Annotated in this window: 19 protein-coding genes; 8 read left to right on the top strand and 11 right to left on the bottom strand. The window is 57.3% G+C overall.

Annotated elements, in window-relative coordinates:
- Nucleotides 1–78: 78 nt before the first annotated feature.
- Nucleotides 79–1725 carry an L-lactate permease gene (locus tag ACP8J1_RS06295; RefSeq protein WP_023027856.1) on the bottom strand — a complete coding sequence of 549 codons (1647 nt, stop codon included), beginning with the start codon at nucleotides 1723–1725 and terminating at the stop codon, nucleotides 79–81.
- 541 nt (nucleotides 1726–2266) lie between these two features.
- Here ACP8J1_RS06295 and gap point away from each other — a divergent pair.
- The 4 genes from gap (at nucleotide 2267) to secG (ending at nucleotide 5859) form a co-directional block, all read left to right on the top strand.
- A complete protein-coding gene (gap, locus tag ACP8J1_RS06290; RefSeq protein ID WP_023021496.1) occupies nucleotides 2267–3274 on the top strand; it encodes a type I glyceraldehyde-3-phosphate dehydrogenase in 1008 nt (335 codons plus the stop codon).
- A 130-nt stretch (nucleotides 3275–3404) separates the two neighbouring features.
- Nucleotides 3405–4622, top strand: a complete 1218-nt coding sequence (locus ACP8J1_RS06285; protein ID WP_023021497.1) for a phosphoglycerate kinase — start codon at nucleotides 3405–3407, stop codon at nucleotides 4620–4622.
- 37 nt (nucleotides 4623–4659) lie between these two features.
- Nucleotides 4660–5442, top strand: coding sequence for a triose-phosphate isomerase (gene tpiA, locus ACP8J1_RS06280; protein WP_023021498.1), 783 nt, complete (start codon nucleotides 4660–4662; stop codon nucleotides 5440–5442).
- A 183-nt stretch (nucleotides 5443–5625) separates the two neighbouring features.
- A complete protein-coding gene (gene secG, locus ACP8J1_RS06275) occupies nucleotides 5626–5859 on the top strand; it encodes a preprotein translocase subunit SecG (RefSeq protein WP_005324856.1) in 234 nt (77 codons plus the stop codon).
- Nucleotides 5860–6010: 151 nt separating this feature from the next.
- Here secG and pgl read toward each other — a convergent pair whose 3' ends face one another.
- The 5 genes from pgl to tkt all read right to left on the bottom strand — a co-directional run bounded on the left by pgl (nucleotide 6011) and on the right by tkt (nucleotide 12583).
- Nucleotides 6011–6772 carry a 6-phosphogluconolactonase gene (pgl, locus tag ACP8J1_RS06270; RefSeq protein ID WP_023021499.1) on the bottom strand — a complete coding sequence of 254 codons (762 nt, stop codon included), beginning with the start codon at nucleotides 6770–6772 and terminating at the stop codon, nucleotides 6011–6013.
- 41 nt (nucleotides 6773–6813) lie between these two features.
- On the bottom strand, nucleotides 6814–7749 hold the full coding sequence (locus ACP8J1_RS06265; protein ID WP_023021500.1) for a glucose-6-phosphate dehydrogenase assembly protein OpcA: 936 nt from the start codon (nucleotides 7747–7749) through the stop codon (nucleotides 6814–6816).
- Between the two features lie 14 nt (nucleotides 7750–7763).
- Entirely contained in the window at nucleotides 7764–9296 is a 1533-nt protein-coding gene (gene zwf / locus ACP8J1_RS06260; RefSeq protein ID WP_023021501.1) for a glucose-6-phosphate dehydrogenase, read from the bottom strand.
- A gap of 99 nt (nucleotides 9297–9395) precedes the next feature.
- Nucleotides 9396–10481, bottom strand: a complete 1086-nt coding sequence (tal, locus tag ACP8J1_RS06255) for a transaldolase (protein WP_023021502.1) — start codon at nucleotides 10479–10481, stop codon at nucleotides 9396–9398.
- Between the two features lie 29 nt (nucleotides 10482–10510).
- Entirely contained in the window at nucleotides 10511–12583 is a 2073-nt protein-coding gene (tkt, locus tag ACP8J1_RS06250; protein WP_198010472.1) for a transketolase, read from the bottom strand.
- 347 nt (nucleotides 12584–12930) lie between these two features.
- Between tkt and ACP8J1_RS06245 the strand changes: the two genes are divergently transcribed.
- Nucleotides 12931–13875, top strand: coding sequence for a heme o synthase (locus tag ACP8J1_RS06245; protein WP_023021504.1), 945 nt, complete (start codon nucleotides 12931–12933; stop codon nucleotides 13873–13875).
- An 83-nt stretch (nucleotides 13876–13958) separates the two neighbouring features.
- On the opposite strand, the gene ACP8J1_RS06240 is transcribed toward ACP8J1_RS06245, so the two are convergent.
- The 5 genes from ACP8J1_RS06240 to mptB all read right to left on the bottom strand — a co-directional run bounded on the left by ACP8J1_RS06240 (nucleotide 13959) and on the right by mptB (nucleotide 19587).
- Nucleotides 13959–14942, bottom strand: coding sequence for a quinone oxidoreductase family protein (locus ACP8J1_RS06240; RefSeq protein WP_023021505.1), 984 nt, complete (start codon nucleotides 14940–14942; stop codon nucleotides 13959–13961).
- A 64-nt stretch (nucleotides 14943–15006) separates the two neighbouring features.
- Entirely contained in the window at nucleotides 15007–16035 is a 1029-nt protein-coding gene (locus tag ACP8J1_RS06235; protein ID WP_034655361.1) for a COX15/CtaA family protein, read from the bottom strand.
- A gap of 69 nt (nucleotides 16036–16104) precedes the next feature.
- Nucleotides 16105–16869, bottom strand: a complete 765-nt coding sequence (locus ACP8J1_RS06230) for an ABC transporter permease (protein WP_023021507.1) — start codon at nucleotides 16867–16869, stop codon at nucleotides 16105–16107.
- 57 nt (nucleotides 16870–16926) lie between these two features.
- A complete protein-coding gene (locus ACP8J1_RS06225) occupies nucleotides 16927–17856 on the bottom strand; it encodes an ABC transporter ATP-binding protein (protein WP_023021508.1) in 930 nt (309 codons plus the stop codon).
- A gap of 6 nt (nucleotides 17857–17862) precedes the next feature.
- Nucleotides 17863–19587 (bottom strand): polyprenol phosphomannose-dependent alpha 1,6 mannosyltransferase MptB, encoded by a 1725-nt coding sequence (mptB, locus tag ACP8J1_RS06220; protein ID WP_034655360.1) that lies wholly within the window; start codon nucleotides 19585–19587, stop codon nucleotides 17863–17865.
- Nucleotides 19588–19855: 268 nt separating this feature from the next.
- Here mptB and ACP8J1_RS06215 point away from each other — a divergent pair, with 268 nt between their 5' ends.
- Genes ACP8J1_RS06215 through sufD form a run of 3 tightly spaced genes read left to right on the top strand, consistent with a single transcriptional unit; the run spans nucleotide 19856 to nucleotide 23189 of the window.
- Complete coding sequence (locus ACP8J1_RS06215; RefSeq protein ID WP_023021510.1) at nucleotides 19856–20593, top strand: helix-turn-helix transcriptional regulator; 738 nt, start codon at nucleotides 19856–19858, stop codon at nucleotides 20591–20593.
- Nucleotides 20590–22029: a Fe-S cluster assembly protein SufB gene (sufB, locus tag ACP8J1_RS06210; protein WP_023021511.1), complete on the top strand. Its 1440-nt coding sequence runs from the start codon at nucleotides 20590–20592 to the stop codon at nucleotides 22027–22029. Before ACP8J1_RS06215 ends, sufB begins: the two co-directional genes overlap by 4 nt.
- A gap of 5 nt (nucleotides 22030–22034) precedes the next feature.
- Nucleotides 22035–23189, top strand: coding sequence for a Fe-S cluster assembly protein SufD (gene sufD / locus ACP8J1_RS06205; RefSeq protein WP_023021512.1), 1155 nt, complete (start codon nucleotides 22035–22037; stop codon nucleotides 23187–23189).
- The last annotated feature ends 28 nt before the right edge of the window (nucleotides 23190–23217 follow it).

Here is a 23217-nt window from a genome sequence, read left to right as displayed (position 1 = left end):
GGTAGCCGTCACTGTGGGGAGTTTTCTCTGTGATAGCTAGCTGGTGGGGAAACCAGCTAGCCAGGGAGAGCTAGATGCCTAGGGAACGAGGAATCCTAGGGCGTTGGTCATCAAGAATACGATGATGCACACAACGGCCAAGAAGACCACGGAGTAGCCCACTACGTTTTTCAGGATGACAGACTCCTTGCCTTCCATCTTTACAGCGGTGGCCGCAATAGCGAGGGACTGCGGGGAGATCATCTTGCCCACAACGCCGCCTGCGGTATTAGCGGCCAGCATGAGGTCCGGGTTCACGCTGATACGCTCGGCCGCTGCTACCTGCAGGTTGGCGAAGAGGGCATTGGCGGAGGTATCGGAGCCGGTGACCGCTGTACCAATCCAGCCCAGTACCGGAGCGAAGAGTGCGAAGATGCCGCCCGCAGAAGAGACGAACTCACCAATAGCAATCGTTTGGCCGGAGTAGTTCATCGTATAAGCCAATGCCAGCACCAGAATGATGGTGAGGGCCGAGAACTTCATGCGGCTGGCGACGTCCCCAAAAGCGCTGACCGGCTGCCCGAAGCTGAGACTGTAGCGGCCATTTTCATTAAAGAAGTGGTAGACAACCGCAACGATAATGCCCGAGAGCAGCAGGAGCGTACCTGGGTTACCAAAGACATTGAAGCTGAAGCTAGTGTCCATAAGGTTGCCGTCGGCGTCGATAATCGCGTCATCCAGCAAAGGCCAAGCAAAGTGGAGCTTGAGGAAACCAAAGATGGCTGGGGCCGCAGTAGCAACAGCAAAAACAATAGTTACTACAGCGTAGGGAAGTAGCGCCATCCAAATGCGGCGACCATTCAGGTCAGTGGTCGACTCAGCGGCGGGCAGCTCGAGGCGCTCGCGCAGCTCCTTAACACCCTTAGGCTTCCACACTCGGAGGAAGGCAAAGGCACAGCCCAGGGAAACGATGCAGGCGATAACATTGGTGAGCTGGTAAGCAAAGAACGTTGCGGCCAGCCACTGTGCCAAGGCAAAGGAAACGCCAATCACTGCGGCTGCCGGCGCAGTTTCCTTGACGCCGCGGACACCGTCCAAAATAAAGGCGATCAAGAAAGGCACGACGGCGGCGATGATGAGCACCTGCAAAGAGATAAGTGCGGCAATATCATGGGTTTGTTCAGCGCTGCGTCCAGCGACCTCGCCAGCGGTGGTCACTGGGATGCCCACCGCGCCGAAAGCAACCGGGGCCGTATTAGCAATGAGCACTACGATTGCTGCGCGTAGGGGCTTTACACCGAGTGCCATAATCATGGTCGCGGTAATGGCTACGGGTGCGCCGAAGCCGGCGAGGGCCTCTAGCAAGCCGCCAAAGCAAAAGGCGATAAGAATTGCTTGGATGCGAATATCGCCATCGCCTAGAAGGTCGAAGGTTTTACGAAGGTCCTCGAAGCGTTCTGAAGCGACGGTGATTTCATAAAACCAGATTGCGGTAATGATTACCCAGACAATGGGAAGTAGTCCGAAAAGGCCGCCGCGCACGGCGGAGGAAAAGGCCATATCTACCGGCATAGAAAAGCCGACGATGGCGATAAGAAGGGATACTGCGAGGGCGACGGCGCCAGAAGTGTGTGCGCGCGCTTTGACGCCGAGCAGCATGATAAAGAATGCGATGAGAGGGAGAATCGCCACCAGGGCGGTAAGCCCGAGGCTGTCACCCACAGCAGAGGTATTAATTTCGAACAAGAGACGTCCTTGGGTTCTACGGTGGTCCTGCCCGTTGAAGAATAACGAGCACCTGAAGCATTCTCACGGTGACCAACGATTGCGCTGGAACAGATGTAGTGGACTGAAACGCGAATGTGAGCCAGTGAGTATTGAAAGCATATCGTGTGATGGTCGAGGCGAAAACAATTCGGTCGACTTGATTGCCATCAGGACTGAGGCTCGGAAATGTCCGACCGGACAGAGGCGGGCGTAACCCTGGAAGCTATACAGTGATATATTTCACGTTAACAGCGTCAAGGCCACATAAACCCACGCGTTCGGGCGTATCCAGCGGGTTTATGGCGGAGAAATAAAAAGGATCGGCAAAGTGTACGCTCTTTTGGATAATCTGTCATCCGATAGTTCTCAAGGCTGCTAGGGCACTGCACTGTTAAAAAACGCTCGGTAGTATCGGCACTGTAAGGGAAAACGCTCGGGCGCTTCTCAAGCACCGAATATATCGAAGGGCCCGCGCACATACCCATACGCACATTTACTCGACTCTTTGAGGAGAAATACAGTGACTATCCGCGTAGGTATCAATGGCTTTGGCCGTATCGGCCGCAACTTTTTCCGTGCAGTCGCTCAGGGCGACAACAACCTCGAAGTTGTTGCAGTAAACGACCTGACCGATAACGGTACGTTGGCTAACCTGCTCAAGTACGACTCCGTACTGGGCCGCTTCGATGGCGAGATTACCCATGATGATGAATCCATTACGGTTAATGGTCACCGCATCGTGGTCACCGCGGAGAAGGACCCGAAGCAGCTCAAGTGGGGCGAATACGACGTAGACCTCGTGATCGAGTCCACCGGCCGTTTCACCAATGGCAATGACGCCAAGGCTCACCTCGAGGCTGGTGCTAAGAAGGTCATCATCTCTGCTCCGGGCAAGGAAGTAGACGCAACCTTCGTCTATGGCGTTAACTCTGACACCTACGATCCGGCAAACCACAATGTTATTTCCGCAGCATCCTGCACCACCAACTGCCTGGCGCCGATGGCAAAGGTCCTCAATGACAAGTTCGGCATCGAAAAGGGCTTGATGACCACCGTCCACGCCTACACCGGCGACCAGCGCATCCAAGACGCACCGCACAAGGATCCGCGCCGCGCCCGCGCCGCTGCTGTAAATATGGTGCCTACCTCCACCGGCGCAGCTAAGGCTGTCTCCCTGGTACTGCCTGAGCTGGAAGGCAAGCTGGATGGCTACGCCATGCGTGTTCCAGTTATCACCGGCTCTGCTACCGACCTGACGTTTACCGCTTCCCGCGACGTAACCGTTGAAGAGATTAACGCCGCCCTGAAGGAAGCTGCTGAAGGCGAGCTCAAGGACACCCTCGCTTATACCGAGGACCCGCTGGTTTCCACCGATATCGTAACCTCCCCGCACGGCTGCATTTTTGACTCCGGCATGACCAAGGTCTCCAACGGCAACCTCGTTAAGGTTCTGGGCTGGTACGACAATGAGTGGGGATACACCTCCCAGCTTGTACGTATGACTTGCCTGGTGGCAGACAAGCTCTAAACTTAGAGCTTTAATAGAGCTTTAATAATGAGAGTCCGGCCCCGATGCAAGCCTAAACGGCATTGTGTCGCGGTCGGTATTCTTATATCTACAGCCTTGTGAACAATCCGAATTTAAGAAGGAGAAAATAATGGCTTTCCAGACTCTGGATGATCTTCTCAAGGAAGGCGTCGAATCTCGTCACGTCCTTGTTCGTTCTGATTTCAATGTTCCCCTTGATGAAGAAGGAAACATTACTGACCCGGGTCGCATTAACGCTTCTCTTCCCACCATCAAGGCTTTGGTGGAAGGCGGCGCTAAGGTCATTCTGTCCGCGCACCTTGGCCGCCCCAAGGGAGAGGTAAACGCTAAGTACTCCTTGGCCCCAGTCGCTGAAGCTCTGTCCGAGGCTCTTGGCCAGTACGTTGCCTTGGCCGGCGATGTCACCGGCGAGGACGCTCATGAGCGTGCGAACGGGCTCAACGATGGCGATGTCATGTTGGTGGAAAATGTCCGCTTCGACTCTCGCGAGACCTCCAAGGATGAAGCGGAGCGCGGCGCATTTGCTGATGAGCTCGTTGCTTTGGCAGCCGATAATGGCGCTTTCGTCTCCGATGGCTTTGGCGTTGTCCACCGTGCCCAGGCATCTGTGTATGACGTCGCAAAGCGCCTGCCGGCTTACGCAGGCAAGCTCGTAGAAAAGGAACTCTCCGTCCTTTCCACCGTGGCCCAGAAGCCGGAGCACCCATACGTAGTAGTACTTGGCGGCGCCAAGGTCTCGGATAAGCTCGGCGTAATTGAGGCGTTAGCAGATAAGGCAGACAAGGTCATTATCGGTGGCGGCATGTGCTACACCCTTCTGGCCGCCAAGGGCTACAACGTCCAGGAGTCCCTCCTGCAAGAAGACCAGATTGATAACTGCAAGGAGCTGCTCGAACGCTTCGGTGACAAGCTGGTCCTTCCTGTGGATCTCATTGCCGCAAGCAAGTTCGCAGCGGATGCGGAACACCAGGTTGTCGAGCTCGACGGCATCCCAGAGGGCTGGATGTCCCTAGACATCGGGCCAAAGTCTGTGGAGCACTTCGCAGAGGTGCTTGCTTCTTCCAAGACCGTCTTCTGGAACGGTCCGATGGGTGTCTTCGAAATGGAGGCCTTCTCCAAGGGTACTGCGGGCGTCGCGCAGGCTATTATCGACGCCACCGAAAACAACGGCTCCTTCTCGGTTGTCGGTGGCGGCGATTCCGCGGCCTCCGTGCGCATGCTCGGCCTGGACGAGGATGGCTTTAGCCACATCTCCACCGGTGGCGGCGCCTCCCTTGAGTACCTAGAGGGCAAGGAGCTTCCGGGCGTCTCCGTCCTTGAAGCCTAAAATCTGCTGAGTCACTTGCTAAAAGAGAGGAAAAATCATGGCACGTACGCCACTTATCGCAGGTAACTGGAAGATGAACCTCGACCACGTCGAGGCTATCGGTTCCGTTCAAAAGTTTGCGTTCTCCCTGCCTAAGGACTACTACGAAAAGGTCGACGTGGCCTATATGGTCCCGTTTACCGATATTCGCACCATCCAGACGCTGGTAGAAGGCGACAAGTTGCAGATCACCTACGGCGCGCAGGACATCTCTAAGCATGAGTCTGGCGCCTTCACCGGCGAGGTATCTGGTCAAATGCTAGCCAAGCTCGGCTGCAGCTGGGTAGTCGTGGGACACTCGGAGCGCCGTCAGTATCATGGCGAGACCGATAAGCTCGTCGCAGAAAAGGCCGCCGCAGCCTTGGATAATGACATTAGCCCCATCGTGTGCGTAGGCGAGCCACTGGCCGTTCGCGAGGCCGGTACTCACGTGGACTACGTGGTTAACCAGACCCGTAATTCTTTGGCTGGCCTTAGCGCTGAGCAGCTTGCCAAGACCGTCATTGCTTATGAGCCGGTCTGGGCCATTGGTACCGGCAAGGTAGCCTCCGCAGACGACGCACAAGAGGTTTGTGCCGCCATCCGCGAGCTCGTGAAAGAGCTCGCCGGTGACGAGGTAGCGGAAGGCATTCGTATTCTCTACGGCGGTTCCGTCAAGGTTGATTCCGTTGCGGAGATCGTCAGCAAGCCAGACGTAGACGGCGGCCTCATCGGTGGCGCCTCCCTGGTGGGCGAAGAGTTTGCCAAGTTGGCTGCCAACGCAGCTAATGCCCTGAACTAACAGGAGATATCACCTGTCACAGGTTCGCGTTCGGCGCGGGTTGGAATGGTTCCGGCCCGCGCCATCGTGTACAGTGGGCCGGTGTGACTGCTTTGCTGGACGCAAAGCCTAAAAGTACGATTCCGCGCTAGTGGGTGGCAAGAGTCAACCACAAGGCGCATGTTAGAAATAAGGATTATCCTCATGGTCTTGGCACTGGAAATCATCTTGGTCATCGCAGCTATTTTGATGTCCATCTTCGTGCTGCTGCACAAAGGTAAAGGCGGCGGCCTGTCCAGCCTCTTCGGCGGTGGCGTGCAGTCGAACCTTTCCGGCTCGACCGTCGTGGAAAAGAACTTGGATCGCTACACCGTGGTGATGGTTATCATCTGGCTGGCCTGCATTGTGGGCCTAAACCTGATCCAAGCCTTCGCTTAAGCGAAAAGCCAGGATAGCGAAAGCGCCGGCACTAGCTTCCTACCACTAATTTTCCTAGGGGATCTGAAAGTGGGGAAGCGGTGCCGGCGCTTTTCGATTGGCGTCAGGCGCTAAAAGCAATGTGCCCGAACGCACACTGCGGATTGCCTGCTTATATCTCGGAAGCAGCGTCATCGGCAAGGAAGAGAACGGTTTCCTTCCTACCGTGTACGCCGGCTGCCGGCCATTCCTCGGCCGCAGCGCCCTCTACCACGTGCTTGGCCGCTTCCGACTTGGCTTCGCCGGCCACAAGGAGCCAAATGCGATCGGATTTATTGACCGCCGGAAGGGTGAGGGTAATGCGCTCGCTGGGCGGCTTTGGGGAATCGTGGACGGGAACAGCTAGTTCTTCTTGCTCCCGAATAGCGGAGGAATGCGGGAACAAGGAATTAATATGGCCCTCCTCACCCATGCCTAGTAGGTGTAGGTCGAAACCATGAGGGGCAAATTCCTTCAACTCTGGTTCGTATGCGCTTGCCGCTGCTTCCATAGACACCGCGCCCAGATCAAAACCGTGAATATTTTGGTTTGGGATATCTACGTGGTTGAGCAACGCATTGCGCGCCTGGCCCTCATTAGAATCTGCGTCGGAAACGGGTACATTGCGTTCGTCGCCGAAGAAAACGTGAACACGCGACCAATCGATGCGCTGAGCAGGAAAATTTTCACCTTGCTGCTGTGCGGCGAAATCCAAACGGGCCAACTCGTGGAGAACGCCAATTCCGGCTCCGCCGCCAGTGAGGACAACACGCGCGACACCATCGTCGTGGAGGCCGCCACCCGATGCTTGGATACGCGCTACGGTATCCACGAATTTCAGTGCGGCCTGGGAGATAAGGTCATCCACATCGCTCACGCGGTGAAGAGTTACCATTACGTATCGCTATCCTTTACAAAGATTCAGATTAAAGCCGTTTACTGATTACTGTAGTCTACCTGGGCTAGTGCACGGAGCGCTTGTGCATAGGTTTTATCGGCATCCAAATGGCGCAGTTCTTCAGAAAGCACCTCAGCTTGTGAGCGCTTATTGAGGCTCACCAAGGATTCCGGCGAACCCGGAACACACACACGCACCGTGCGCTCGTCAATGACATCGACGTCTACGTGGGTTGTCTCCCGATTGAACCGCAAATGAGTCACTGGGAAGTGGTCCTCCTCGGAGTCGGCCACTGTGCGATGTACGGGAACTGCCAGGCGGTCGAGCAACCATCCAGCGGCGAAATCCGGGGCTGGGTGGCCGGCCGGACCTGCTACCTCTACCGACTTCACCGGCTCGTGGGGATGACGGTCCAAGGCGGAGGCAACGACACCGCGCCACAAGGTGATGGCAGCCCAAGACATATCGGAATCACCCGGCGTGTACCCGGCAGATAGGGTGCGAAGATCTTCGCCGGTCACGCGTCCGTCAAAGGCAACGTTAGTTATGCGGCGCTGCGCCAACTTTCCCACCGAGCTGGAGGCAGGGTCCGGTGGGCACAGAGTAGGCCACCAAGCGACCAGCGGGGTATCAGGTAGTAGCAGCGGCGTGACTACTGCTTCGTCTTGGTTTGCCAAAGCACCGTGCAACTTCATGATGACCATCTCGGAGGCACCTGCTTCGCCGCCCACGCGTAGCTGCGCATCAAGGTGGGTTTCGACCTGCGGGTCTCCCGTTACTACGACCAACACACGTGACGGGTGCTCGTGGGAGGCATCGCGCACGGAAGCGAGAATGCTTTCAAGGTCATCATCCTCACGGGCCGCCACGATTAGAGTGAGCACTCGGCCGGTAGTCAGGGTGTAATGTTCTTGCGCCTCTACTAACTTCTTGGAGATTTCACGCGTAGTGGTATTGGGCAATGGAATAATCATTGTCTGCGTCCCTCCTATGGGCGGCGCCAGGAGTGACCCCGGCGACGCAGTATTTTATCGGCGGATTCTGGTCCCCAGGTGCCAGCGCGGTACTCCTCGGGCTGTCCTGCTTCGGCCCAGTAGTCGATGATGGGGTCCAAAATCGACCAGGAAAGTTCTACCTCTTCATTGGTGGGGAATAGCGAAGACTCGTCCAAGAGGGCATCCAAGATCAATCGCTCATAGGCCTCCGGGGATTCCTCGGTAAAGGCCTCAGCGTAGGCAAAGTCCATATTGACGTCGCGCACCTCCATAGTGGAGCCGGGCACCTTGGAACCAAAGCGCATGGTGACACCCTCATCCGGCTGCACGCGGATAACGACCGCGTTTCTGCCCAGCGCATCGGTTTGACCATCGACGAATGGCTGGTTAGGAGCCGCCTTGAAAACTAGCGCAATCTCGGTCACTCTGCGGCCCAAGCGCTTGCCCGTCCGCAGGTAGAAAGGTACTCCTCCCCAGCGGCGGGAGTTGACTTCCAAGGTACAGGCAGCGTAGGTCTCCGTTGTGGATTCCGGATCGAAGCCTTCTTCCTCGCGCAACCCCTTGACAAACTCGGAGCCTTGCCACCCCGCGGAATATTGGCCGCGAGCAGTGGTCTTATTCAGAGGGTGAACGGCATGGGTAGCGCGCAAGACCTTTACCTTTTCAGCCCGCAATTCTTCCGGCTCGAAGGACGACGGTTCTTCCATCGCGACGAGGGCCAAGAGCTGCAAAAGATGGTTTTGGATGACGTCTCGAGCTGCGCCGATGCCATCATAGTAGCCAGCGCGACCGCCTAGGCCGATGTCTTCAGCCATGGTGATTTGGACGTGATCGATATAGTGGGCATTCCACATAGGCTCAAAAATCTGATTTGCAAAGCGCAAAGCCAAGATATTTTGTACCGTTTCTTTGCCCAGATAGTGGTCGATGCGGAACACCGCGGACTCAGGAAAGACAGCGTTGACAATCTCATTGAGCTTGCGTGCAGATTCCTGGTCATGGCCGAAAGGCTTTTCAATGATGACGCGGCGCCATGAGTCTGCAACGGAGTTGGCCATGCCCACCCGCTCCAGCTGGTGGCAGATATTGGAGAAAAACTCCGGTGGAACGGAAAGGTAATATGCCCAGTTGCTGCCGGTTCCTCGCTCTCGGTCTAGCTCGCCCAAGCGGGCGGAGAGGCGATCGAAGCCGGCATCATCGAAGGAACCTTGGACAAATTCGATGCCCTGCGACAGGTGCTGCCAGACATCTTCATTAAATTCGGTGCGCGAGCCCGCCACTACAGCTGACCGAACGTAGTCACAAAATGCGACCTTGTCCCAGTCACGGCGACCATAACCCACCAGGGTAAAACCAGCGGGCAAGAGACCTCGGCTCGCTAGGTCGTAGATTGCGGGCAGAAGCTTTTTATATGCTAGGTCACCGGTAACGCCGAAGATGACCATGCCCGCGGGTCCTGCGATTCGCGGCAATCGCTTGTCGCTGGCATTGCGCAAGGGGTTGACCCAAGCGGCTGAGTCGGTCACGAAGAATCCTTCCTGAGTTTATGGGCCTTTAGCTCGCTAATATTCTAGCGGCAGAATGCCCCGCCGAATCTTCGGCGGGGCACAAGTCACACGGCTAGTTTACGCGAGTCGTTCCTCGATGGAAGCAAGTAGTTCATTCCAAGCGGCAACAAACTTTTCTACTCCCTCGCGCTCTAGCACGGCAAAGACATCGTCGAAATCAATGCCAACCTCGTTTAGCTGGGCAAAGACGCCTTCTGCCGTCTCGCGGCTGTCCGATAGGGCATCTCCGTGAAGATTGCCTTGGTCGAGAACCGAATCGATGGTCTTTTCCGGCATGGTGTTGACCGTATGCGGACCGGCTAGCTCAGATACGTACAAGGTGGCTGGGTAATCGGGATTTTTCACACCGGTCGAAGCCCACAATGGACGCTGAAGGTGGGAGCCTTCTGGCAAGTCGGCGTCGTCAAGCAAAGTGTCCTGGAAGAGGGCATAGGCGCGCTGTGCATTGGCGACGCCCGCCTTGCCCCGCAGTGCTAGAGCTTGCTCGCTGCCAATGGCCTCCAAGCGCTTGTCTACTTCGGTATCCAAACGGGAAACGAAGAAGGACGCTACGGAGTGGATAGTTGCGACGTCCTTTCCGGACTCGGCGGCACGCTTGAGACCGGTACGGAAGGACTCGATGACAGCGCGGTAGCGTTCCACAGAGAAAATGAGGGTGACATTGACACTGATACCTTCCGCCAAGGCATCCTCAATTGCTGGGAGGGAGCCGGTGGTGGCTGGAATCTTGATCATGACATTAGGGCGATCGACCTTCGACCACAGCTCACGGGCCTGTTCGAGTGTGGCGGTAGGGTCATCCGAAATTCGCGGATCGACCTCAATGGATACACGGCCATCTGCCCCATCAGTGGAGGAGTAAATATCCGCAAAGAGGTCACACGCATTTTGAACGTCTTCAATGGCAAGGGCGTATACCGCTTCATCGGCGCTGGCCTTTGACTCCTTTAGCGTTGCCAGCTCGGCGTCGTAAGCGGTGCCATTGGTCATCGCCGCAGCGAAAATCGCTGGGTTGGTGGTCACGCCCACAATGGACTTGGTCGAAATGATTTCCTTGAGGTTGCCGGAAACGAGACGCTCGCGAGAAAGATCATCAAGCCAGGTCGAGGTTCCCAGCTGGGCAAGTTCCGAGATATGGTTCATGCTTTATCCTTATCCAGTCCTGTTAGGGGTTACTTATTCGCGGCGGCTAGGGACTCCTGTGCCGCCTCAACTACCGCTGCAGTGGTGAATCCAAACTTTTCAAAGAGCTCGCCTGCAGGAGCAGATGCGCCGTAGTGCTCAATGGAGATGCTGCGGCCAAAGGAACCGGTGTACTTATGCCATGGCATTGCAATACCGGCCTCAATAGAAACGCGCGCCTGCACCTTGCTGGGGAGCACAGATTCGCGGTAAGCGTCATCCTGCTCATCAAACCACTCGAGGCAGGGTGCGGACACAACGCGGGTCGCCGTTCCAGCTGCCTCTAGCTCCTTCGCGGCAGCGACAGCGAGCTGCACCTCAGAGCCTGTAGCAAGAAGGATGACCTCTGGTGTCTCCTTGGACTTTTCCACCAGAACATAGGCACCGCGGCGGACGCCGTCATGCGCCTTTTCCTTGGTGCCTTCCAGCACTGGTAGTCCCTGGCGGCTCAGCGCCAGGCCCTTAGGCGCGGCCTTGTACTCAAGGGCTGCCGCCCATGCCTGTGCAGTCTCGTTGGCATCCGCAGGGCGGATAACGGACAGGTTGGGAATGGCACGCAGGGCAGAAAGAGTCTCTACTGGCTGGTGGGTAGGGCCATCTTCGCCCAAACCGATGGAGTCATGGGTCCACACGTAGTAGGTATCGGTCGACATCAGGGAACCCAAGCGCACAGCCGGGTACTGGTACTCGGAGAAGATAAGGAAGGTGCCGCCGTAGACGCGGGTATTACCGTGCAGAGCAATACCGTTCATAATCGCAGACATTGCGTGCTCGCGAATACCGAAGTGCAGGTTGCGGCCATAGGGTTGAGCCGACCACATATCGGTAGTAATGGCCGCGGGGCCGAAGGAATCCGCGCCCTTGATCACGGTGTTATTAGAACCGGCAAGGTCGGCAGAACCGCCCCACATCTCCGGCAGAGAAGCAGCCAAGGCCTGGATGGCGGCTTCAGAAGCCTTGCGGGTGGCCAAAGTTTCGCCTGGTTCCCATTCCGGTAGATCAGCACTGAAGTCTTGCGGCAATTCGCGCGCATTCATGCGGTCAAAAAGTGCCTTATTCTCCGGATTAGCTGCAGCCCATGCGTCGAACTTTTCTTGCCACGCAGAGTGTTTTTCTGCGCCGCGCTCGCGCAACATGCGGGTGTGCGCAATGACCTCATCATCGATGTGGAAGCTGCGCTCCGGATCAAAGCCCAAGACTTCCTTGGTGGCAGCTACCTCGTCATCGCCCAACGCAGCACCGTGGACACCGCCGGTATTCATCTTATTCGGGGCAGGGTAGCCGATAACCGTCTTTACGCGGATGAAGGACGGACGATCGGTTTCTGCTTGAGCAGCCTTGACAGCAGCCTCAATGGCTACGACATCTTCTCCAGATTGCACCGTTTGGACGTGCCAGCCGTAGGCCTCATATCGGGCCACCACATCTTCATTGAAGGCAATATTTGTATCGTCTTCAATAGAGATTCGGTTATCGTCCCAGAAGACGATCAAGTTGCCCAGCTTTTGCGTGCCAGCCAGAGAAGAAGCCTCCGCGGTAACGCCTTCTTGTAGGTCGCCATCGGAGGCGATGGTGTAGATGTAGTGATCGAAGGGGGATTCACCAGCAGGGGCTTCTGGATCGAAAAGGCCGCGCTCCTTACGCGCCGCCATGGCCATTCCAACGGAGGACGCTAGACCTTGGCCGAGGGGGCCAGTGGTGATTTCAACACCGTCGGTGTGGTGGACCTCGGGGTGGCCTGGGGTGCGTGACCCCCACGTGCGCAGCTGCTCGAGGTCTTCCATTTCCAAGCCAAAGCCGCCCAAGTAGAGCTGGATGTACTGGGTAAGGGAAGAGTGGCCAACCGAAAGTACGAAGCGGTCACGGCCGGCCCAGTGCACGTCAGCGGGATCGTGATTAATGACCCGCTGGTAGAGCGTGTAGGCGAGGGGAGCGAGTGACATTGCCGTGCCGGGGTGACCGGAACCGCACTTTTGTACCGCGTCGGCGGCTAGTACTCGCACGGTGTCGATAGCGCGGGTGTCAAGCTCCGACCAATCCTCCGGATAACGGCGCTCAACCATAGTTTGGAGCTCTGGGGACAACTTATCTTTCGACACGAAAAGCCTCGCTTACGTCTAGGCAAAAAGTACTTAACTTTATTAAGTCTAGTAATTTTTTAGCCGGCGGTGCGCAATTATAGAAAGCCAGGCATAACCGGTATGCTGGCATGGCTAAGCGGTGCACGCGAGCACGCAAAAGCGTGTGCCAAATCTAGCGGACATGGGTCTGTAACCTCTCGCGCCTGCGCCGAAAAATGTGAGTGAGAGAACTGGAACTTTTTCACGGGCATGTGCGACCGCTAGGGGTGACCGCGCGCAGGAGATGCGCGAGGGACAGTTCACCAACGTTCAGATAGTGGAGGAATTCCTTGGAGACCATCAAGGCCTATTTTGCGCTAACGAAACCGAGGATCATTGAGCTCCTCCTCGTGGCCGCAATCCCGGCGATGCTCCAAGCGCAGCGCGGCGTGGAGGCTGTGTCAGACAATATTTGGCTCATCGTGTCGACCATTTTCGGCGGCTGGTTGGGCGCTGGCGCCGCCCACACGTTCAATAACGTCGTGGACTACGAGTTGGATCAAAAGATGCAGCGCACGAGGGCTCGTCCGCTCGTAAGAGCGAAGATTTCGAAGCGGAACGCAGCCATTTTTGCCTGGGTAATGCTTATTATTTCCGTGCTGTGGCTGGGCCTCCTTGCCCATTCTTGGCTCGCAGCTTTCTTCGTCGTGTTGACGAACTTCTTCTATGTCTTCGTCTACACCAAGTTTTTGAAGATGCGCAATGCGCAAAACATCGTCTGGGGCGGCCTCGCAGGCTGTATGCCGGCCATGGTTGGCTGGGCCGTAATTCGGGATAATGCCCCAGCCGGAGAGCCTGACCGCTGGTGGCAGGCAGTGGTGCTCTTCCTCATCATCTTCTTCTGGACCCCGCCGCACACGTGGGCGCTGGCCATGAAGTACAAAGAAGACTACCGAAAAGCCGGCGTGCCGATGCTGCCTGTGGTGGCGGGCGAAGCAGAAGTCACTCGCCAGATCGTGTGGTACACCGTTGGAACGGTTATCGTGACCCTACTCATCGTCCCCGCAGCTTCGTGGATCTACTTGGTCGCAGCGGTTGCTTCGGGCGCGGTATTTCTGTGGATGGCTATCCGTTTGCATAAGGGAGTGAAAAACGGCGCCAAGGTTAAGCCGATGCGCTTGTTCATCTACTCCAATAACTACCTTTCGGTGCTCTTTATCGGTTTGTCCATCGACGCAGTCTTAGGCTGGGAGCCCTTAGGCCGGATGCTGGGTTGGTCGGCCACGTTATTCTAACTGCGCCCCATTCCAAGAGCAGGGCAAAAAGAGCGCGGGAGAAGCAATGCTGCTTTTCTCCCGCGCTCTAGGTGTAGGTGGGGCTAGTCCTCGTCTCCGTCGGCGTCTTGGACGCGCAGAACGATGGAGCCGGTAGTCTTGCGATCCTGCAAGTCGCGGTGAGCCGCAGCGGCTTCTGCCAAAGGATAGGAGGCCGTGACGTTAAAGCGTAGGTCGCCGTCCATGACAGCTTGGACGACTGCTTGGGCGCGCATTTGAAACTCGCCCTCTTGTGCCGTCCATGCGCCGATGGAAGGCCGCGTCAGGAAGATGGACCCATGCTTGTTCAGCAGCTGTGGGTCGATAGGCTCAACCGGACCAGAGGCGGCACCAAAAAGCGCGACGGTGCCGCGTGGACGTACTGCCTCTAGCGATTCCTGGAAGGTAGCTTTGCCGACGCCGTCATAAACTACGTCGACGCCCTTGTCACTGTTGTAGCGGCGAACTTGCTCGGCGAGTCCCTCGCCGTAGCGAAAAACCTTATCCGCCCCGGCCGCGTAGGATAGTTCTTCCTTTTCGTCCGTGGACACGACGGTATAAACGGTAGCGCCTAGCGACGATGCCATCTGGGTGAGGATTTGCCCCACGCCGCCGGCACCGGCGGTAATCAGGCAAGAAGCACCTTCGCCCAATTGATAGACCCCGTGCGCCAGATAGTGCGCGGTAATGCCTTGGAGCAACATGGATGCTGCAACCTCAGGTTGGAAATCGTCTGGGACTGCCACCAGTCCCTCGCGCGGGACGCAGACCTTCTCGGCGTAGGAGCCGAAGGCCTGGTTCCACGCCACCATTGTGCCTTCCGCAATTTCTCCCTTTGGGTCGTGGACGACTCGCCCAGTACCTTCGAATCCGGGAATGAAAGGGGCGGTCGCATTATAGATACCCTCACGGTAATAGGTATCGATGTAGTTGACGCCGGCCATGATGACGTCTACCAAGACCTCATCGTCATTCGGGGTGGGGGCGGGAACTTCGGTATAGCGAAGTACTTCTGGTCCGCCGGTTTCTGTGACCTGAATTGCGTGCATATAGCCAGGCTAGCGCAAAAAGCCGGCCGAGTGCAGGACTTCGGCCGGCTGGTTGCGCTGCGTGTTAAGCCGTCGCGCGTGCTGCTTCTAGCGAGGCTTGGCGTGCGGCGTACTTTTCATCGCCGCTAGGGGAGCCGGTGATGAGATCCGCGGTGCCATCGGTACGGCGTACGCCGTGTGCCCACAGTAGTGCGGTATAGGCCGTGACAAAGGAGGATAGCCCAATGTGGAAAGGAACAGTCCAGCGCGGAATGCTCATATAGAACTGGTAGACGCCTACGGCCCACTGGATAAGGATGCAGGCGATGAGGACCCAGCCCGCCTTCTTCGCGTCCTGTGGGGCACGGTTCTTATAGAGCAGGAAGATGGTAATAACGGTAAGCGTCAGGTAGACGTACATGCACATGGCGTGGGTGACGGCCATGGCTTCGGTATCCACCTGCAAGCGGCCTTCCATTCCGACCCCGGAATCGCCAGAGTGGACGCCCGAACCGGTAACCATAGTGCCGGTGATAAGAACAATGCTGAGGGCAATTGTTGCGACTGCAGCGAGCAAGCGAATCGCCTGGGGGAATCGTGCTCGTGGCGTTCCGTCATCGGGTTCCAAGATGCGGGAATAGAGCATTGCCGCCAGCCATACCAAGAGCATTGATGGCAGGAAGTGCAGTGCTACAGACCACCAGCGCAGGTCGAGATGGACAGAAATTCCGCCAATGACCGCCTGCAGCACAATGCCAGCGACATTGAGCCATGCATACACCTTAAGCTCTGTGCGCCGACGTGCCATGCGCATGGCGATGACGGCGGCTACCGCCGCAGCGGTGACGACGAACGTGAGCAGGCGGTTACCAAACTCGATGGCCTGGTGCAGTGCAGGAGCGGCGCCTTCCATGGGGACAAGGGAGCCAGGCTGGCACTCGGGCCAGGTAGGGCAGCCGAGTCCCGAGCCGGTCACGCGGACAATGGACCCAGACACGGTAATGCCACCCTGGCATAAGAGAAGGATGAGCGCGATGAGGCGCTGTTGCTGCAGCGTAGGGGCGGCTTCTTTAAAGAAGCGCTTGATTTTTGTCCAGTAATTCACGCATAGCATCCTACTAGTCGGGAGATTTTGGGCATAAAAATTCCTCTTGTTTCGGGCGGAACCGGACAAAAGTCACATTTAGCCCTCGAAGCGGAACCAACGGACCGCTGCGAACGACGCCACGGCGAGCCAAGCTACCAAGGAAATAAGTTCGAGGCCGGGGAAGGCGGAATTGGAGGCGTCGGTAAGTGCGCCTGCCAGAGCGACGGTGGGGACCACGTTGAGGATGCCATTATCGCCCAATCCCTGGGAGTATAGGGTCCACCCGACCACGCCGAGGAGCAGGAACCAGATGAGGTTGGCCAGCGCGAGCACCATCTCTGAACTAAGCGTGCCGCCAAGCAGTAGCCCCATGGCGGTAAAAGCCGCGACGCCAAAGAAAAGGGAGAGGAGCATGAGCAACACCCCACCCGCGCTGATACGCAGACCCAAAATGAAGGCGGCTATACCCAAGACAAGGATTTGGAATACCACCATCGTGAGCACGCCGAGGATTTTGCCGCCGATAATGGCCCACGCCGGCACCCCGGATGCCCCGGTGCGCTTGAGGGCCCCGTATCGTCGGTCAAAGGCAAGTGAAATAGCTTGACCGGTAAAGCCCGCAGAGGTGGCCGCAACTGCAAGCACCATGGGGAAAACCTCGTGCAGGCCGTGCTTGGTAACGGACTCCAAGTGGGCCGCACCAATGAGGATGGCCAGTGGAATGATGACGCTGAGCAGTTGCTGCTCGCCGTGGCGCAGCATGAGCTTAGCTTCCATCGTGCCTTGCGCGAGCAGCATAGCGCCGGCGCTGGTCCGCTTGGGGGCGGGAGTAAAGGTCCCGGGTTTAAAGGTGGTGCTCATAAATGGCTTCTTTCCTCGACACAATAAATTGAATATTTTCCCAAGATGGGATTGCAGCTAGCTGCGCAAGTGGCGGCCCGTGAGGTCAAGGAATACCTCTTCCAGATTGCGGTGGGCCGCATCTAAGTACCGCAGTAAGACTCCTTGGCGGGCGAGCTCAGCGCTGAGCGTGGCGATGGTCTCGGGAGTGCCGGCTTGGCTCAAGCGGTAATGCAGGGGACGGGATTTGGTGGCATTAATCCCCGCCGCAGCTAGGGCCTCCATATCTACGTCGATGTCGGTGCTGAAATTAAGCCCTGCCGATTCCGTCTGGGCGGTAAGTTCTGCGGGGGTGCCGTGAGCTACCAGCTGACCATGATCCATGATGGCCAAGCGGTCTGCCAGCGACTCCGCCTCATCCATCAGGTGGGTGGTTAGAACGATGGTTACGCCATCCCGCTGCAGGGCTCGGACTAGGTCCCAGACCGCCAACCGGGATTGTGCATCCATGCCTGCCGTAGGTTCATCCAGAAAAACCAACTCGGGTCGTCCGATGATAGCCAAGGCGAGGGACAGGCGTTGCTGTTGTCCTCCAGATAGCCTGCGATAAGGGGTGCGAGCCACCCCCTCAAGCCCCAACGTTTCTAGTAGCCACTGCGGGGAGAGAGGCCGGGCGCTGTATCGGGCAGAAAGCTCCAGCATTTCTAGCACGCGGATGCCGGAATAGGAACCGCCGCCTTGGAGCATGATACCGACCTTTTCTCGCACCCTATCTGGTTCGGTACTTGGGTTTAGCCCTAGGACGTCGATGGTGCCGCTGGTGGGATGGAGAAAGCCCTCTGACATTTCAATCGTCGTGGACTTTCCGGCACCATTGGGGCCAAGGAGACAAAAGACCTCGCCCTGGGCAACGCTGAGGCTAAGGCCATTTACGGCAGTGGTGGAGCCAAACTTCTTCACCACGTTGTCCAAGGTTAGGGCTGGGCGGTCGGCTGAAATGGAATTCACGTGGCATTAGTTTAGGACACGGATTCCGCTGCGCCGCACTGCAACCCACCACAGGGTGGCGATAGCAGTGAAGGCACAGGCGGCTGACACGTAGACCACAATGATGGTGCTGGGGGGAAGGCCGAGACCGCGCGGCAGCACAAAGAAGCTCATCGCTGCGGAATAGGCTACGACGCTGAAGCGGAAAATGAGCCTATTAGCCCACGCGGCCAAAGGTAGTACGGCCCATAGGATGTACCACGGATGGACGACGGGGAAAAAGATAACCAGTACTAAAGAGGCGATGCCGAGTCCTCCCACGGGGTGGATGTGGCCGCGCAAGGTGGCAAAGAGCATGCGGGCCATGAAGGCTACCGCCACGAGAACACCAAAGGTGCGGGTGACTGTGAGAATGGCTTCGGTGTGGTCGCCAAGGCCTAGGAGCATTCCGATAAAACCGGTACCTACGCCTACGGCGGTGGACGTAGAAAGCCACGAGCGAATGGACGCCGCCCCGCCTTGCCCGGTAATCCACCCCAAGCTAATGCCGGTGCAGACGCTAATAAGAGCAACGGTTGCTACTAAAACGATTATTTGCAAAGCGATGGCGTAGGCCAGGGCCTTCCAGCGTGCCGTACCGTGTGCGTTGATGAGGCGGCGAGCGTAGGCCATGCCCACAAAGCCCAGCCCAATAAAGCCAGTAACCTTGACCATTCCGGCACAGGAAAGGCAAAAACCGGAAGCTACCAGGGCTAGGTAGGCACTGCGTCGGGAGGCATCCAGCTTGTCGACGCCGCGGAGACCCAGTTCCATGCCCACCAATAGCAAACCCAACATGATGGACTCATTATGGATTCCGCCCACTAGATGCAAGATGGTCAGCGGGTTGAGGATGCCGAGCCACAGTGCAGATTCTGGAGATACCCGGCAGCGCTGCGCGAGACAGCTTATGGCCCAACCAGCAACAATAATCCCGGCGATGGACAATAGGCGATGGGTGATAACGCCCAAGAGGATGGAGTTAGAAGTAACCGCGCTGACCACAGCTGCGAGGCCGAGTGCTACCGGGCCATAAGGGGAAGGGGAATTAGCCCAGATAAACGGCACGGAGCGGGCGAGCTTATTACCTGCCCCTAGCAATTGAACGGGCCCGGCAGAATATGGATCCATGCCCTGTGCCACGATGGAACCATTAGCCAAGTAGGAGTAGATATCTTGGGTGAATAGCGGGGCGGTAAAAATCAACGGGATGACCCACCCCGCCCAGGTTTGCCACAGTTGATGCGTGGTCACCAGACGGCGAGCACCCGCTGGGGCGGTGGCCTTGTCCTGAGGTTGGCGCAAGGGGGTTCCGACAAAGGGGGCGAGGAACACCCAAGCGGAGACCAATAGGCCTACTCCCACCATTACTATGGCGGAGGAAGTTTGCAGCATGCGGGACATCAAGGAGCCGAAGGGCACGTTGTCGTAGGGATTGCCCACCACGGGGAGTGCGCCGGCGCCTAGGGCGCCGAACGCAATGAGCAGGGAGCCTACCGTGCCTACCCAGCGCAGAACGAAAAATGTCCGCCACTGTGCTGTGGTGGTGCGCTTGAGGCCATCCGCATTGGCGGGGACAAAATCAAACCGAGAATCGGGTTCGGCGGCCCCCGTGTCTTCGGCGTGTAACCGTGCCGACCGGGAACCAGCGGTACCCAGCTGCGGCAGCTCTGCCTTCACGCCAGAAAATAAGCCGCGGATTTTGCCTGTCATGGCATATGACTTTACGCGAATCAATTGCTTAAACCCCAGCGGGCCCGCCCACATCGTGGGCAGCACGGTCGAGTCGGGCCGTTAGGGGAGTGTTGCCACCCCCGTGCCACGCCGAAGTTTGGCCAATGGTGGCATTCCGGAATGAATTAAGGAACACTAGTGTTGTCTAATATTGAAGGCGCTGTTGAACTGCGGCGAGCATCCCGGAGCTACGGGAGGACGTTGCGGGGCGGCAGTAAGTGTCTGAAGCGCGAAGGGAGGTCCCAGCATGAGCAGTCCGCAACGTAGTGTGGCTACGCCGAAGCCGGCGAAGGAATCCCGCACCACGGATGGTGATACCCGCCGTCAAGTTATGCTGTTGCTGTTGAAAGACGGGCCCGTTACCGCTTCCCACTTGGGTGAACGCCTTGGCCTTTCTGCTGCCGGAATTCGCCGGCACTTAGACAACTTGGTGGAAGAGGAACTGACGGAGGTCGTGCGCCGCCGACCCGCTACCCGCGGCTCTGCGGGCAGCGGGTCTGGTCGCGGGCGACCAGCCAAATACTTCCGCCTCACCGATCGTGGCCGCGCACAATTCGGTCACGCTTATGATGATCTGGCCTCAGAGGCCCTGACAGCTTTACGCGCGGTCGGCGGGTCTGAGGCCGTCAAACACTTTGCCAAAGTCCGCTTTGAGCGCCTCGTGGCAGATGTTCGGCCTCTGATAGAAGAGGGCGAGTCTGTTGAAGACGTGGCTCGCAAGCTGGCCGAGGTGCTGGATGAGCACGGGTATGCCGCCACGGTGGACCGCGCCGGCCAGGGAGTGCAGATCTGTCAGCACCATTGTCCGGTCTCCCACGTGGCGGCCGAGCATCCAGAGCTGTGTGAGGCGGAACAGGAAGTCTTTTCTGCTTTATTAGGCAAACACGTACAGCCTTTGGCTTCCATTGCTGGAGGTCACGGAATCTGTACCACTAACATCCCCTTGACACCCGTTAATACAAATACTGAAAGGAGCGAGTCATGACCCAGGCACAATCGGCACCCGATAACAAGATGACCGATGATGAAATCATTGATTCCATTGGTGCATATGAGTACGGCTGGCACGACTCGGACGCGGCTGGTGCTTCTGCTCGCCGCGGCTTAAACGAAGATGTAGTACGCGATATTTCCGCCAAGAAGGGCGAGCCAGAATGGATGCTTAACCAGCGCCTAAAGGCTCTCAATATCTTTGATAAAAAGCCCATCCCCACGTGGGGTGCGGACCTATCTGGCATCGACTTTGACCAGATCAAGTACTACGTGAAGTCCACCGAGGAGCAGGCCCAGACGTGGGAAGACCTCCCGGATGACATTAAGGCCACCTACGATAAGTTGGGCATTCCAGAGGCCGAAAAGCAGCGCCTCGTTGCAGGTGTGGCAGCCCAGTACGAGTCTGAGGTTGTCTACCACCAGATTCGTGAGGACCTAGAAAGCCAGGGCGTTATCTTCGTCGATACCGACACCGCGCTGCGTGATTACCCAGAGCTCTTCAAGGAGTATTTCGGTACCGTCATTCCCGCGGGCGATAATAAGTTCTCCGCGCTGAACTCCGCCGTGTGGTCGGGTGGCTCCTTCATTTACGTGCCAAAGGGAGTGCACGTGGATATTCCGCTGCAGGCTTATTTCCGCATCAACACGGAAAACATGGGTCAGTTTGAGCGCACCCTCATCATCGTTGACGAGGACGCCTATGTGCACTACGTCGAGGGCTGTACCGCACCTATCTATAAATCCGACTCTTTGCACTCTGCAGTAGTAGAGATCATCGTGAAGAAGGGCGGCCGTTGCCGCTACACCACCATTCAGAACTGGTCCAGCAACGTCTACAACTTGGTGACCAAGCGCACCAAGGTAGAAGAGGGTGGCACCATGGAATGGGTCGACGGCAATATTGGTTCCAAGGTCACGATGAAGTACCCGGCAGTGTGGATGACCGGACCATATGCAAAGGGCGAGGTCCTCTCCGTTGCCTTTGCTGGTGAGGACCAGTTCCAAGACACCGGTGCCAAGATGACCCACATGGCCCCGCACACCTCTTCCAATATCGTTTCCAAGTCGGTGGCTCGTGCCGGCGGTCGCGCCGCTTACCGCGGCTTGGTGCAGGTCAATCAGAACGCGCACCATTCCACGTCGAATGTCGAATGCGATGCACTGTTGGTCGACAATATCTCGCGTTCGGATACATACCCGTATAACGACATCCGCAATGACCACGTCACGCTGGGCCATGAGGCAACCGTTTCCCAGGTTTCTGAGGAGCAGTTGTTCTACTTGATGTCCCGTGGCATTGCGGAAGAAGAAGCAATGGCGATGATCGTGCGTGGCTTCGTTGAGCCGATTGCTAAGGAGCTGCCGATGGAGTACGCCCTCGAGCTCAACCGCCTCATCGAACTGCAAATGGAAGGATCGGTCGGCTAAAGAAAATGGTCGCTTCGAACGAATTCAATCCGGATAAGATCACCAAGGGTGATGTCTTTACCTCCACCAACGTGGAGGACTTCCCGGTGCCTCACGGCCGTGACGAGGTCTGGCGCTTTGTTTCCCTGCGCAAGCTCCGTGGCCTGCATAATGGCGAGTTTGCTGAGGCTGTAGCCCAGGATGTCACCGTGAGTGAGCACCCGGGCGTAAGCTCCGAGACCGTCGCTCGTGATGATGAACGATTGGGCCGTGTAGGTACCCCGTCTGATCGTGTCGCGGCACAGGCATGGACCTCCATGCCAGAAGGCCAGGTTGTCACCATCGATGCAGAGGCTCAGGTCGAAGAACCCGTCGTCATTACCTATACCGGCAAGGGCGAGGGCGTAACGTCCTTTGGCGCCACCTCCATCGAGGTAGGCCACCACGCTGAAGCTACCGTCATTTTGAAGTATGTCGGCTCCGGCACCCACGCGGATAACGTCGAGTTCATCGTGGGCGATGGTGCTCACTTGACCGTTGTCGTTGACGTTGACTGGGAAGACGATGCGGTTCACCTGTCCAACCACGTTGCCCAGCTCGGCCGCGATTCCGTGCTACGCCATAACTCTGCCATTTTTGGCGGCGAAGTGGTACGCATCGTGCCGCGCGTGAACTTCACCGAGCAAGGTGGCGACGCAGAGCTATTGGGCGTGTACTTCGCGGACGAAGGCCAGTACTTTGAAAACCGCATGCTCGTGGATCACTCCGTTCCTAACTGCCGCTCCCACGTTCTTTATAAGGGCGCGCTGCAGGGTACTAAGCAAAATGAGGCCCGCACCTGCTGGGTGGGCGATGTTCTCATTCGTTCCAATGCACAGGGCACCGATACCTACGAGACCAATAACAATCTGATCCTGACCGAGGGCGCTCGCGCGGATGCAATCCCTAACCTGGAGATTGAGACTGGTGAAATTACCGGCGCTGGCCACGCAGCCACCGTTGGTCGCTTCGATGACATCGAGTTGTTCTACCTGATGTCTCGCGGCATTCCAGAGGCTGAAGCCCGCCGCCTCATCATCCGTGGCTTCTTCAATGAGGTCATCCACCGCATCCCGGTGCAGTCCCTGTCTGAGGAATTGGAAGACCGCATTTCCGAAGAACTGGAAAAGATCTCCGCCTAAAGCTTTCATAGAAGGAAACCACACACAT

The sequence above is a fragment of the Corynebacterium sp. LaCa_205 genome, from assembly GCF_057458085.1.
The sequence above is the reverse complement of the archived record's forward strand: the minus strand, read 5'-3'. Positions and strand labels throughout refer to the sequence as shown.